At 67.8% G+C, this 11,658-nt stretch carries 15 protein-coding genes; 13 read left to right on the top strand and 2 right to left on the bottom strand.

The features are described from left to right. The first annotated feature begins 143 nt into the window (after nucleotides 1-143). The 10 genes from AB7E83_RS03850 (at nucleotide 144) to AB7E83_RS03805 (ending at nucleotide 7,449) form a co-directional block, all read left to right on the top strand. Nucleotides 144-1,004, top strand: a complete 861-nt coding sequence (locus AB7E83_RS03850; RefSeq protein WP_428565570.1) for a sterol desaturase family protein — start codon at nucleotides 144-146, stop codon at nucleotides 1,002-1,004. A gap of 15 nt (nucleotides 1,005-1,019) precedes the next feature. Next, entirely contained in the window at nucleotides 1,020-1,181 is a 162-nt protein-coding gene (locus tag AB7E83_RS03845; RefSeq protein WP_428565568.1) for a DUF3703 domain-containing protein, read from the top strand. Nucleotides 1,182-1,236: 55 nt separating this feature from the next. After that, the gene (locus tag AB7E83_RS03840) at nucleotides 1,237-1,398 is read left to right on the top strand and encodes a DUF3703 domain-containing protein (protein ID WP_428565566.1); all 162 of its coding nucleotides are present in this window, start codon (nucleotides 1,237-1,239) and stop codon (nucleotides 1,396-1,398) included. 99 nt (nucleotides 1,399-1,497) lie between these two features. Further along, a complete protein-coding gene (locus AB7E83_RS03835; protein WP_295637264.1) occupies nucleotides 1,498-3,492 on the top strand; it encodes a heme lyase CcmF/NrfE family subunit in 1,995 nt (664 codons plus the stop codon). Further along, nucleotides 3,489-4,010, top strand: coding sequence for a cytochrome c-type biogenesis protein (locus AB7E83_RS03830; RefSeq protein WP_428565563.1), 522 nt, complete (start codon nucleotides 3,489-3,491; stop codon nucleotides 4,008-4,010). The genes AB7E83_RS03835 and AB7E83_RS03830 overlap by 4 nt, the downstream gene beginning before the upstream one ends. After that, entirely contained in the window at nucleotides 4,007-5,284 is a 1,278-nt protein-coding gene (gene ccmI / locus AB7E83_RS03825; RefSeq protein WP_428565561.1) for a c-type cytochrome biogenesis protein CcmI, read from the top strand. Before AB7E83_RS03830 ends, ccmI begins: the two co-directional genes overlap by 4 nt. Nucleotides 5,285-5,423: 139 nt before the next feature. After that, nucleotides 5,424-6,062: a thiol:disulfide interchange protein DsbA/DsbL gene (locus tag AB7E83_RS03820; RefSeq protein ID WP_428566144.1), complete on the top strand. Its 639-nt coding sequence runs from the start codon at nucleotides 5,424-5,426 to the stop codon at nucleotides 6,060-6,062. A gap of 216 nt (nucleotides 6,063-6,278) precedes the next feature. After that, nucleotides 6,279-6,455: a hypothetical protein gene (locus AB7E83_RS03815; RefSeq protein ID WP_428565559.1), complete on the top strand. Its 177-nt coding sequence runs from the start codon at nucleotides 6,279-6,281 to the stop codon at nucleotides 6,453-6,455. 238 nt (nucleotides 6,456-6,693) lie between these two features. Next, the gene (locus tag AB7E83_RS03810; RefSeq protein WP_295637251.1) at nucleotides 6,694-7,035 is read left to right on the top strand and encodes a DUF411 domain-containing protein; all 342 of its coding nucleotides are present in this window, start codon (nucleotides 6,694-6,696) and stop codon (nucleotides 7,033-7,035) included. 117 nt (nucleotides 7,036-7,152) lie between these two features. Next, entirely contained in the window at nucleotides 7,153-7,449 is a 297-nt protein-coding gene (locus AB7E83_RS03805; protein ID WP_428565557.1) for a hypothetical protein, read from the top strand. Between the two features lie 20 nt (nucleotides 7,450-7,469). On the opposite strand, the gene AB7E83_RS03800 is transcribed toward AB7E83_RS03805, so the two are convergent. Together AB7E83_RS03800 and cadR are read right to left on the bottom strand one after the other, a co-directional pair. Then, a complete protein-coding gene (locus tag AB7E83_RS03800) occupies nucleotides 7,470-7,814 on the bottom strand; it encodes a CzcE family metal-binding protein (protein ID WP_428565556.1) in 345 nt (114 codons plus the stop codon). A gap of 142 nt (nucleotides 7,815-7,956) precedes the next feature. After that, the gene (gene cadR / locus AB7E83_RS03795) at nucleotides 7,957-8,400 is read right to left on the bottom strand and encodes a Cd(II)/Pb(II)-responsive transcriptional regulator (protein ID WP_428565555.1); all 444 of its coding nucleotides are present in this window, start codon (nucleotides 8,398-8,400) and stop codon (nucleotides 7,957-7,959) included. Nucleotides 8,401-8,485: 85 nt separating this feature from the next. On the opposite strand from cadR, the gene AB7E83_RS03790 reads away from it, so the two are divergent. From AB7E83_RS03790 to lspA, 3 genes are read left to right on the top strand one after another with little or no spacing between them, the layout of a single operon-like run. Then, nucleotides 8,486-10,747 (top strand): heavy metal translocating P-type ATPase, encoded by a 2,262-nt coding sequence (locus AB7E83_RS03790; protein WP_428565554.1) that lies wholly within the window; start codon nucleotides 8,486-8,488, stop codon nucleotides 10,745-10,747. Further along, the gene (locus tag AB7E83_RS03785; RefSeq protein ID WP_428565553.1) at nucleotides 10,744-11,106 is read left to right on the top strand and encodes a DUF3703 domain-containing protein; all 363 of its coding nucleotides are present in this window, start codon (nucleotides 10,744-10,746) and stop codon (nucleotides 11,104-11,106) included. The genes AB7E83_RS03790 and AB7E83_RS03785 overlap by 4 nt, the downstream gene beginning before the upstream one ends. Beyond that, nucleotides 11,103-11,654, top strand: a complete 552-nt coding sequence (gene lspA / locus AB7E83_RS03780; protein WP_428565551.1) for a signal peptidase II — start codon at nucleotides 11,103-11,105, stop codon at nucleotides 11,652-11,654. Before AB7E83_RS03785 ends, lspA begins: the two co-directional genes overlap by 4 nt. The last annotated feature ends 4 nt before the right edge of the window (nucleotides 11,655-11,658 follow it).

The following is an 11,658-nucleotide window of genomic DNA, read 5'->3' as shown; positions in this document are numbered from 1 at the left end:
ACGGCAGACCATATCCCAGTGCGTATTGAAAACCCTGCAACCAGTACAGAGTCAAGCTCTCGACTTTCTCGGCCAACAGCACGTTTGTTCAAGCGCGCCCGTGAGCGCTTCGCAACACTGAGGTCAACAAGTACGGAGTTGCGATGACAGTACCTTCTCTGGTCCGGTACGGGACCTTTCCGGCAGTGATGGCGTTGGTGATCAGCGGCGTCGCGTGGGCGCCGTCCCGGAGCATGCCTCTGGCGTGGCTGGCTGGGCTGGTGGCCTGCGGGCTGGCGGCCGTGGCACTGCTCGAGCGCTGGTTCCCGTTCAATCCGCGCTGGCAGGCGCCGGACCGCGACTTTCCGGCCGACGTTGCCCACGCAGTTGTCAATCTCCTGGTCATGCACGCGGCGGTGCTCGGCTTCGTCTTCTTGCGCGGCTGGGTGGGCTGGGAGGGCGTGTGGTGGCCCAGCGACTGGCCCTTCCTCGCACAGGTGTTCTTGGCAGGGGTGCCGCTGGACCTGTCGCTGTACGCCGTGCACCGAATGAGCCACCGTTACGACTTTCTGTGGCGGCTGCACAGCATCCACCACTCATCGCGGCGGCTCTATTGGCTGAACGGGGAGCGTCGGCATCCGGTCCACGCGGTGCTGATGGCCGGTCCCGGGCTGGTGGCGCTCGGCGTGCTCGGCACGCCCGCGGACGTAGTGGGCGGGTGGTTCGTGATCCTCGCCGTCCACTTAGCGTTCCAGCATGCGAATCTCGATTACCGGTTGGGGCCGCTACGCTACCTCGTCGGTGTCGCGGAAGTCCACCGCTGGCACCACCGGGAGCGCTTTGCGGATGCCCAGGTGAACTTCGGCGAGTTCTGGATGTTGTGGGATCACTGGTTCGGCACGTTCCATCGACCCAGTGCGCTGCTCGGGCCGATCGGCATCGAGGGCGACCCGGTCCCACACCGCTACCGTGAACAACTCGTGTACCCGTTCCTCCCGGACCCACCCCACGCGGACCGTGCATGAATGAGGAGACAGTCGATGCCGTCCTTCAACCAGACAATCCGCCCGTACGTCAGCGCCGAGCTGACCGAGGCTTGGTGCGCCCTGCGCAGAGGCGAGCGCGCGAGCAGTTTCCTTCATCTTGAACGGGCCTATGTTCTGGGCCAATCATCGACACTCCATCACGCCGCGTTCATCTAAGCATGCTGGCTTGGGCGCTGCGCACCCGCGTTCCTCGCGAAGTGGCCGCGGCCAGTTGCTCCGCATCGTCGGTGCGGCGACGAGATCGCCGTTCGATTTGGTGCCCACCGGCAACACCGCCGGCTCCAACGTGAGCCCGGCCAAGCCCCTGCCCATTCCGGCTGATCTGGCGGAGTCGATCGCAAGCGCGCGGCAAATCGCTCAACGAAAGGTCTGACCCCAGCGCACAGAACTGGTCGTCGCGGCGCTTGACTCTGTACCCACTTTAGGCCCGAGACTCCTCCGCGTTGACTTCCAACGCGCAGGGCACGCCCAAATGATTCCAGAGATCGGCCACTTCGCATTGATCCTGGCGCTCGCGGTGGTGATGCTCGCGCAAAGCGTGCTGCCACTTGCGGGCTCGTTCAACGGCCAAGCCTCCTGGGTAGCGCTGGCGCGGCCCGCGGCGCTGGTGCAGTTTGCGCTCGTGCTGCTGGCCTACGGCGCGCTGACTTCGGCCTTCATCGACAACGACTTCTCGGTTCAACTGGTCGCGGAGAACTCGAACACTGCGCTGCCCCTGCCGCTTCGCGTGGCAGCGACCTGGGGCAACCACGAGGGTTCGATCCTGCTGTGGACGTTGATCCTGGCAGGCTGGACGGTGGCGGTGGCGCTGTTCTCCCGCCAATTGCCCACGGTCATGGTGGCCCGCGTGATCGCGGTGATGGGGCTCGTCTCCACCGGCTTTCTGCTGTTCACGCTGTTCACGAGCAACCCGTTCGAGCGGCTGCTGCCCGCGGCCGAGAACGGGCGTGACCTCAACCCGCTGCTTCAGGACCCAGGGATGATCTTCCACCCGCCGTTGCTCTACATGGGCTACGTCGGTTTCTCGGTCGCTTTCGCCTTCGCCATCGCCGCGCTCATCTCCGGGCGACTCGACAGCACGTGGGCCCGATGGTCCCGCCCGTGGACTACAGTGGCGTGGGTCTTTCTCACGTTGGGCATCGCGCTGGGCAGCGCCTGGGCCTACTACGAACTCGGCTGGGGCGGCTGGTGGTTCTGGGATCCTGTGGAGAACGCGTCGTTCATGCCGTGGCTCGTCGGCACGGCGCTCATCCACTCGCTGGCGGTCACGGAAAAGCGCGGCGGCTTCAAGATGTGGACGGTGCTGCTGGCGATTCTGGCTTTCGCGTTGAGCCTGCTGGGCACCTTCCTCGTTCGCTCCGGCGTGCTGACCTCGGTGCACGCCTTTGCCACCGACCCGACGCGCGGTGTCTTCATTCTCGGCTTTCTCGTGCTCGTCGTCGGCGGCTCGCTCGCCCTGTTTGCCTGGCGCGGCCCACGCGTGGGCATCGGCGGCGCCTTCGAGCCGGTCTCACGCGAAGGCATGCTCCTGGCCAACAACCTGCTGCTGATGGTGGCGACCGCGGCGGTGATGCTCGGCACGCTGTACCCGCTGGCGCTTGATGCGCTCAACCTGGGCAAGATCTCGGTCGGTCCGGCGTACTACAACGCCGTGTTCGTACCGTTGATGGTGCCGGCGCTGTTCCTGATGGGCGTCGGCCCGATCTCGCGCTGGAAGAAAGCGACGCTGCCTGAGTTGGCGGTGCAACTGCGCTGGGCGGCAGCGGCGGCGTTTGTCGCCGCAGTGATCGCGCCTTTCGTGCTCGGCAAGTTCACGCCGCTGATCGGCTTCTTCCTCTTCGTTGCCGCATGGATCCTGGCCACGACTGCGAACACGCTGTGGCTGCGTGTGCAGGGGCAGCCGCTGGCGCTGTGGGGCCAGCGGCTCGCCACGCAGACCGGGAGCTGGTACGGAATGCTGCTCGCTCATGCCGGCGTGGCGGTGTTCGTGATCGGCGTGACCATCGTCGGCGGCTTCCAGACCGAGCAGGATTTGCGCATGGAGGTGGGCAGCACGGCGCGCGTCGGCGGCTACGACTTCAAGCTCGTCGGCTTGCGCGAGTTGCCCGGCCCGAACTACCAGGCGGTACAGGCGACCTTCGAAGTGTCGAAGGACGGCCGGCTGGTCGACAAGCTGTACCCCGACAAGCGCCTCTACAGCGTGAGTCGCAGTCCGACGACCGAAGTGGCGATCGACCGCGGCGTCACGCGCGACCTCTATGTCTCGATGGGGGAGCCGCTCGACGACGGCCGTGCCTGGGTCGTGCGGCTGTACGTCAAGCCCTTCGTCAACTGGATCTGGGGCGGTTGCGTGCTGATGGCCTTGGGCGGGTTGCTCGCGGTGGCGGACCGTCGCTATCGCGTGACGAGCAGGCAGCATCAGAACGAAGGTGCGTCCGCCGGCGGCGCTCGCTCAGCCAGCGCATGACCATTGGATTTTTCGTCACCGGACTCTTGGCCGGCTCGACGCGCTCGCTGGCTGGCTCATTCGTCAGCTTGGTCGCGGTGTTCGCGGCGGCATCGATACACGCCCAGGAAGCCCGCCCCTTGGCCGCCGACCCGGCGATCGAGGCGCGCGTGCAGGCCGTCGCCGCCAACCTGCGCTGCTTGGTCTGCCAAAACGAAACCATCGCCGCGTCCAACGCCGGCCTGGCCAAAGACCTGCGCAACCAGGTGCGCGAGCAGTTGCGCGCCGGCCGCAGCGAGCGCGAGATCCTCGACTTCATGGTGCAGCGCTACGGCGACTTTGTGCTCTACACCCCGCCGGTCAAGCCGACGACCTGGCTGCTGTGGGCCGGGCCGTTCGTGATGCTGGCGGTGATGGCGTTCGTGCTGGCACGCGTGCTGCGGCAACGCCGCGCGCTGACCCTGCCCGCGCCGCTGACCGAGGCCGAGCACGAGCGCGCACGCAAGCTTCTGGGCGAGGATGGGGAGCCGCCGCGATGACCGGTCAACTCGCGGCGTTTGTCGTCGTTGCGGCGCTGCTCGTCGTCATGGCACTCGGGGTGCTGCTACGGTCGCTGTTGCGCGGCGGCAGTGCTGCGCCACTGGCCGACGACTCTGTGCAGAGCAATCTGCACATCCTTCGCGCGCAGCTGCGCGAGCTCGACGACGAACTGGCCGCCGGCAGCCTCGACACACCGCAGCATGCCGCGGCGCGCACCGAGCTCGAGCGGCGCGTGCTCGACGAGACCGCCGTGCCTTCGACTGCGCCGCGCGCCACGCGTGGCCGCAAGAGCGCGATTGCGCTGGCGCTCGCGTTGCCGCTCGCGGCCACGGTGCTGTATGCGCATCTGGGCAGCCGCGACGCACTGAACCCCGCCGTTGTTGCCGGCAGCGCCGCGCCGACGCCAGCGATGCCAGCCTTGCCGGTCGACATGGAGGCCGCGCTGCAAACCCTGGCTGAGCGCTTGAAGGCCGAGCCGGACAACGTCGAGGGCTGGGCGCTGCTTGGTAGATCGCTGCTGCAGCTCGATCGGGCCGAGCCCGCGCGCGACGCATTCGCGCAAGCGCTGCGGCACCGCGGCAACGATGCCGGTCTGCTCGTCGACTATGCCGACGCGCTCGCGCGCGTGCAGGGCCGCAACCTCGCCGGTGAGCCGGAGACGCTGCTGCAGCGCGCGCTCGCGATCGATCCCGACCACGGCAAGGCATTGGCCTTGGCTGGTGCGGCGGCGATGGCGCGGAAGGACCATGACGCCGCGCTCGCGCACTGGACGCGACTGCGTGCGCGCCTGCCGCCGGACACGCCGATGGTTCAAGACCTCGATACAGCGATCGACCGTGCTCGTGCGGCCAAGGGCTTGCCACCGCTGGCAGAACAGTCCGCGTCAAGAGCGCCGGCGGCACCGGCCGCGGCCGCCGCCGACCGCGGCGCGCTGCGCGTCACCGTCACCGTCGCGCCTGAACTCGCCGCCAAAGTGCATAGCGGCGACACGCTGTTCGTTTTCGCGCGTGCCGCAGAAGGCCCACGGGTGCCGCTGGCCGTGTCGCGTCAGACGCTGTCGTCAGCGCCGAAAGCGCCGATCCAGGTGCAGCTCGACGATTCACTGGCGATGACGCCGCAGGCGAAGCTGTCGACGGCGAGCCGCGTCGTCGTCGCCGCGCGCATTTCACGTTCGGGCACTGCCGCACCCGATTCCGGTGACCTTGAAGCGCGAGACGTGCCGGCGCCGCCGCACGGCGAGCTCGCTGTCGTGATCGATCGCGTGCGCCCTTGAGGTCGAGGCGGCGGCGCTGCTACGGCGGCGCAGCGAGAGCGATGGGCCCGTCAGACAGGGTCCGTCCATGTTGGGGCACTTGACTCTGTAGTTGGTGCAGGCTCAAGAATGTCGGTTCACCGAACTTCTGTTGTTCATCATGGATCGCCGCCATTTCGTCAAGATCGCCGCCGCTTCGCTTGCCACCTCGCCGTTGCTCGCCGCTGCGCAGGAGAGATTCACGGAGGGCAAGCACTTCGTGACGATCTCGCCGCGTCAGCCTACCCGCGATCCTAAGCAGGTCGAGGTGCTTGAGTTCTTCGCCTACGGTTGCTCGCACTGCAACGCATTCGAACCGGCGATCGACGCCTGGCAGAAGAAGCTGCCCTCCGACGTGCTGTTCCGTCGCATACCGGTTGCCTTCCGCGAAGTCCCGTTCGTGATGCACCAGAAGGTGTATTTCGCGATCGAAACGCTCGGTCTGGTCGAGCAGCTGCACCGCAAGGTTTTCGCGGCCCTTCACGCTGAGCGCCAGCGCCTGGAGAAAGCCGAGGAGATCGCCGACTTCGCGGCAAGGAACGGCGTTGACCGGACCCGCTTCCTGGACGCGCTCAACTCCTTCGCGGTTGCCACCAAAGCGAAGCAAGCCACCGCGCTGGCCACTGGGTACAAGATCGAAGGCACACCTTCGATCGGTGTCGACGGCAGCTGGCTGACCACTGGCTCGATGGCGGGGACGAACGAACGCTCGTTGGTGGTGACGGAGTACCTGGTGGGTTTAGCTCGAAGGGGCGCCTGAGCGACCCGCAACCGCCGCGCGGCGTTGGCAACCAGCAGCCGCTGTGCTGGCCATCGGCTAGCCTAGACACATGACGCGGACGCATCCACACGACGATGGCCCGCAGCCTTGGCCGCTGCTTGCCAGCTGTTCGCGCAGATGGCTCGCGCGGCCTATGCCTGTCCGGTAGAAGCGGCCGCCCTCGCCAGCGCTCCCATGCCGTGCGAGGAAGGAGTGATGACGCCGGGCGCCGGCATGGATCCCGACCAGCCAGCGCTCTGTGCCGAGTACTGCCAACGCGAAGCGGCGCAGCCGGTACCGGACCTGACGCCGTCTTCTGCCGCTGTCGCTCCGGCCTTGGCACTGTTGTTCGTGCTGGTGCCCGTCGGCCGTGTACCTTCTGTTGCGCCGTGACCGCCTATCGGCCAACCTCGATCGGTAAGATGAGAAGCACCGCCCGAGCCCCGGGGCGCCACGAAAGGGACGACAAATGGATCGGATGAGCGTCAATCGAAACGTGTTTTTGACGAGACGTTCGGTTCTGTCGCTGGCCCTGGCCTCGCCGCTAGTCACACAGGCGCAGGATTCGCCTATCGGAATGCAAGTGTGGAAGGGTGCCCGATGCGATTGCTGCCAGGATTGGTTGGACCACATGGAGAAGAACGGCTTCGTCGTCGTGCGGGTACATAACGAAGGCAACAAAGAGGCACGTCGGCGGCTGAAGATGCCGGAATCGGTGGGCGCATGCCACACGGCGGTCGTGCGTGGCTTCGTGATCGAAGGCCACGTTCCGGCCGCTGACGTGCACCGGGTCATCAAGCTGCGCACCGACGCCGTGGGGCTGGCGGTGCCCGGCATGCCGGTGGGTTCGCCTGGCATGGACGGCCCGAAGTACGGCAAGCAGAGGGAGGCCTACGACGTGCTCCTGGTTGGCGCAGATGGCACGACCACGGTCTTCTCGCGCTACGCTTCGAGCGAATCGGATCGGAAGTAGAGGGCGCGCGGCATGAGATAGCGCTGCGCCCATGGCGCCTATCTCGCGGAACGAGTGGCTCGAGGCCATGGCATCGCCGACGGCAGCGCCTACCGCCGTCTTGATCCGGACAGCCCCTTGTTCCTGAGTGCCACGGGCGAGGGCTTCTGCATCACGCAGTACGGCGCCGAGGGTCGGCGGCGCTGCCTTTGCCGCCCGATTCTCGAGACCTACCGCAAGCTGTTCCGCTACGCGGAGCTTGAGGGGGCTACACCGCTGTCGATCCGCCGCACCGTGGTGGCGCGCCTGTACGACCGCGGAGCGGATGAGGAGCAGGTCGGCCTGGTGCTGGGCATCAGCGAACGCAGCGCGGTACGCGAGCAGTTTCCGCGAGCCCGACCCACCATGGCGAGCCTGGTGCAGGAACTGGTCTGAGCGTCGGCGGGCGCTGCTGCCTATCGGCGATTCGATGGGTTGCGGCCGACGTACACGACCACGGGCTTCCCGGCAAAGCCTGCCGGCGCGATCTGGTTCACATCGACGGACCTGCGGTCGAGCCCGTCGAAGGTCCACGAGAACTGCCTGGCACCGCTGCGGAAGGTCACGCTCTCGCCATAGGCGACGTTGAGCCGGTCGGTGGACGCCAGGTCGACAACGCGGACCGGCGCACCCTGCGCCGCCGGCTGCCCATAGATCGACTGGCCGTTCATGAACGTGTTGCCGCTGGCGGCGAAGCCCGCGAGGGGAAGCACGCCCAAGGCAACGAGAGCGGCGGTGCGGAGTCGATGGGTCGATTGCATGTTCAGTCCTTTCGATGTGGGAGGGGTGCCGGCGGCGCGCGATCACGCGCTGGGCTGGCATCGAAAGGGACTGTAGAAACCGCATTCCAACAGCCGCTGAACGGGAACATGACAGCTTCGTCATGTTCGCCGCGGCAGGGGCTCAGTGCGTACCGCGGATGTGGCGATGTGGTGACGCGGAGGTCGACTGGGCGGCCGCGGTGTCGAGCTCGTTGAGGATGTCGCACTGCTCGATCGCATGCGGCGTGCCGCACCTCGCGCGCAGAGCCTTCAGCTCCTTTTGCAGCGTCCGCAGTTCGTGGATGCGGTGGGTGACGTGCCCGATGTGCTCGTCAAGCAGTGCGTTGACCTCGCCGCAGTCCTGCGAGGGCGCATCGCGCAGCCGCAGCAGCGTCCGGATCTCGTCCAGCGTCATGTCCAGGTTGCGGCAATGGCGGATGAACGCCAGCCGCTCGGCGTGGGCGGCCGTGTACATGCGGTAGTTGTTGTCGGCGCGCTGAGCTGCGGGGATCAGGCCCTCGCGCTCGTAGAAGCGGATGGTCTCGACCGCGGTGCCGGTCGATTCAGCCAGGTCGCCGATGCGCATCGTCTTTTCCGTGGTGGATCGAGGGCCTTGACTCTACACCGACTTCAGGGTTTTCAATGGCGGCCATGAGTCAAGGAACGCACCCGTGAGCACCACCCATGCCCACGCCAAATCCGCTGCCGCCAGCGAGCCCGCCGACGCCTGTGGCGCCTGCCACGGGCCCTCGTGCGCCGCGCCAGTGCCGCCGGGCGCCGCCGCACCCGCCGGTTGGGCCCGGTTCCGCGTGCCGACGATGGACTGTGCCAGCGAGGAGTCGGAGATCCGACGCGCGGTCGAGCACATCGCCGACATCCGCGCGATGAGCTTTCAGCTCGGTCAGCGCACGCTGGCCATCGACGCGCCGCTTGCGTCCGTCGAACAGGCTGTGGCCGCGATCCGCAAGGCCGGCTTCGATCCGCAGCCGGTGTCGGAGAAGGGCGCTGGCTCGACCGGCGAAGCGAGAACCGAATCGGAGGACCATGAGCACGGCGCCGGATCGGAAGGGGCGTGGCGGCTCGGTGGTGCCCTGCTGCTGGCCCTCGGCGCGGAGGTGCTCGGCTTCTTCGCCCCGGACACGCAGGTCTGGAAGGCCGCGGGCCTCGCCGTGGCGGCCGCGGCGATCTGGCTGGCCGGCTTCGACGTCTACAAGAAGGGCCTGACCGCGCTGCGCCATGGGCGGTTGAACATCAATGCGCTGATGACCGTGGCCGTCACGGGCGCGTTCGTCATCGGCCAGTGGCCGGAGGCCGCCATGGTGATGGCGCTCTACGCCATTGCGGAGGCGATCGAGGCGCGTGCTGTCGATCGTGCCCGCAACGCGATCAAGGGCTTGCTGGCCATGGCGCCCGAGGAAGCCTCGGTGCGGCAGGCCGACGGCAGCTGGGCGACCGTGCCGGTCGCATCCGTCGCGCTGGGCGCCGTCGCGCGGGTGCGGCCTGGCGAGCGCGTGCCGATGGACGGCGTGGTATCCGCCGGCAGTTCCAGCATCAACCAGGCGCCGGTCACCGGCGAAAGCATCCCGGTGGACAAAGCGGTCGGCGATCCGGTGTTCGCCGGCACGATCAACGAGACTGGCACCTTCGAGTTCGAGGTTAACGCGCTGGCGTCGAACTCGACGCTGGCGCGCATCATCCACGCCGTGGAGGAAGCGCAGGGCACGCGCGCGCCCACGCAGGGCTTCGTCGACCGCTTCGCTGCCGTCTACACGCCGGCGGTCTTCGTCATCGCGCTGGCCGTGGCGCTGCTCGGCCCCTGGCTGCTCGGCTGGACCTGGATGCAGGCGGTCTACAAGGCGCTGGTGCTGTTGGTCATCGCCTGCCCCTGCGCGCTGGTGATCTCGACCCCCGTGACGATCGTCAGCGGCTTGGCGGCCGCGGCGCGGCGCGGCATTCTGATCAAGGGCGGGATCTATCTGGAAGAGTCGCGCAAGCTCAAGGCCATCGCGCTGGACAAGACCGGCACGATCACCGAGGGCAAGCCCAAGCTGGTGGCCTGGGAGGTGCTCGGTCCGGGGACCGATGCCGCCGTCGCCGAGCACATCGCCGCGGCGCTGGCAGGGCACTCCGACCATCCGGTGTCGCGTGCCATCGCGGCGGGCCTGCGCCCCAACGGCGTCGAAGCGAAGGACTTCAAGGCCATCGCCGGTCGCGGTGTCCAGGCCGACATCGGCGGAACCGTCTATGTGCTGGGCAACCATCGGCTTATCGAGGAGCGTGGCCAATGCTCACCGGCGCTGGAGGCCACCTTGCGCACACACGAGGAAGCGGGCCGCACCGTCAGCGTGCTGGCCTCCGACGCGGGCCCCGTCGCCTTGTTCGCTGTCGCCGACACCATCAAGCCGTCGTCGCGCGATGCGGTGGCATCGCTCAAGGCACTCGGCATCACGCCGGTGATGCTGACCGGCGACAACCAGGCCACGGCCACCGCGATTGCGCACGAGGCCGGGATCGACGTGGCGCGCGGGAACCTGCTGCCCGAGGACAAGCTCGAAGCGATCAAGGGGCTGCAGGCAGAACATGGCCCAACCGCGATGACCGGTGACGGTATCAACGACGCTCCGGCGCTGGCGCAGGCCGACATCGGCGTGGCGATGGGCGCCGCCGGCACCGACACCGCGATGGAAGCGGCCGACGTGGTGGTGATGAACGACGATCTGCGCCGCATCGCCGAGACGGTGCGGCTGTCGCGGTCCACGCATGCCGTGCTGTGGCAGAACATCACGCTGGCGCTGGGCATCAAGGCCGTGTTCCTGGTGCTGGCGGTGTTCGGCAACGCGTCGATGTGGATGGCGGTATTCGCCGACATGGGCGCGAGCCTGCTGGTCGTGGTGAACGGCCTGCGCTTGTTGAAGAAGGGGGAGGGCAAGTGACGACAACGACGGGATCACGGCGCATCGAGGCCTTCGAGGCCTCAATGGCCGAGGCCGCCCGGCATCGCTCCGCCGGCGACGCCAAGAGCGCGTTCGCGGCCCTCGAGCGCGCGCATGTGCTCGGGCAACTCGACTTCGTGCCGCATGTGCGGGTGCACTGGCAGATGCTTCTGGCAGGCTGGGCGGCGGGCGACCGGCGCGAAGTGGCGGGCCAGCTGATGCGCATCGCGCTGGTGCCGGTGGGCCATCTGGTCGGCCGCCTGCCGGTCGGCAACACCGGCGGTTCGAGCGTCAGTGCGTTCAAGCCGATGGCAATCCCGCCCGATCTCGAGCGGCTGATCGAGGACCGCGACCGATGACGCCCGCATCCGTCGGCCTTGTCGAACCACGCGCGGCGGCCGCGGCGTCGCGGGGCCACTGGCGGCTGCTGATGGGCGTCGCCGCCTTGCTCCTCGTGCTGGATCAGGGCATCAAGTGGGTGGTCGCCGCGAATCTGCCTCTGGGCGAAGGCATCACCGTCACCGCTTGGTTCAATTTGGTCCATGTCCTCAACCCCGGCGCGTCGTTCTCGTTCCTCGCCGACGCGGGGGGCTGGCAGCGCCACGCGCTCACCGCGTTCGGCCTGGCCGTCAGCGTGGCACTCGCCGTGCTGCTGTGGCGCGGCGTTCGCAGCCGACTCGAAACGGCCGCCTACGTGGGCCTGATCGGCGGCGCGCTCGGCAATGTCGTCGACCGGCTGCGCATCGGCGCCGTGGTCGACTACCTCGACCTGCATTGGCGCGACATGCACTGGCCCGCCTTCAATCTGGCGGACATCTTCATCGTCGGCAGCGCGGTGCTGCTCGTGCTGGCCTCGTTCCGGCCAAGGGCCGATTCGCGCGAAGCCGGCCGAGGAGGTGCGACGTGAGTCC

The organism is Ramlibacter sp. (assembly GCF_050250995.1).
Lineage (GTDB): Bacteria > Pseudomonadota > Gammaproteobacteria > Burkholderiales > Burkholderiaceae_C > Ramlibacter.
Note: the sequence above shows the minus strand (reverse complement) of the source record. Positions and strands in the feature narration are given on the sequence as shown.

What these genes read in the sequence shown, in the direction of transcription:
- AB7E83_RS03850 (WP_428565570.1), top strand. Translation starts at nt 144, where the DNA reads ATGACAGTACCTTCTCTGGTCCGGTACGGGACCTTTCCGGCAGTGATG.
- AB7E83_RS03845 (WP_428565568.1), top strand. Translation starts at nt 1,020, where the DNA reads ATGCCGTCCTTCAACCAGACAATCCGCCCGTACGTCAGCGCCGAGCTG.
- AB7E83_RS03835 (WP_295637264.1), top strand. Translation starts at nt 1,498, where the DNA reads ATGATTCCAGAGATCGGCCACTTCGCATTGATCCTGGCGCTCGCGGTG.
- AB7E83_RS03830 (WP_428565563.1), top strand. Translation starts at nt 3,489, where the DNA reads ATGACCATTGGATTTTTCGTCACCGGACTCTTGGCCGGCTCGACGCGC.
- ccmI (WP_428565561.1), top strand. Translation starts at nt 4,007, where the DNA reads ATGACCGGTCAACTCGCGGCGTTTGTCGTCGTTGCGGCGCTGCTCGTC.
- AB7E83_RS03820 (WP_428566144.1), top strand. Translation starts at nt 5,424, where the DNA reads ATGGATCGCCGCCATTTCGTCAAGATCGCCGCCGCTTCGCTTGCCACC.
- AB7E83_RS03815 (WP_428565559.1), top strand. Translation starts at nt 6,279, where the DNA reads ATGACGCCGGGCGCCGGCATGGATCCCGACCAGCCAGCGCTCTGTGCC.
- AB7E83_RS03810 (WP_295637251.1), top strand. Translation starts at nt 6,694, where the DNA reads ATGGAGAAGAACGGCTTCGTCGTCGTGCGGGTACATAACGAAGGCAAC.
- AB7E83_RS03800 (WP_428565556.1), bottom strand. Translation starts at nt 7,814, where the DNA reads ATGCAATCGACCCATCGACTCCGCACCGCCGCTCTCGTTGCCTTGGGC.
- cadR (WP_428565555.1), bottom strand. Translation starts at nt 8,400, where the DNA reads ATGCGCATCGGCGACCTGGCTGAATCGACCGGCACCGCGGTCGAGACC.
- lspA (WP_428565551.1), top strand. Translation starts at nt 11,103, where the DNA reads ATGACGCCCGCATCCGTCGGCCTTGTCGAACCACGCGCGGCGGCCGCG.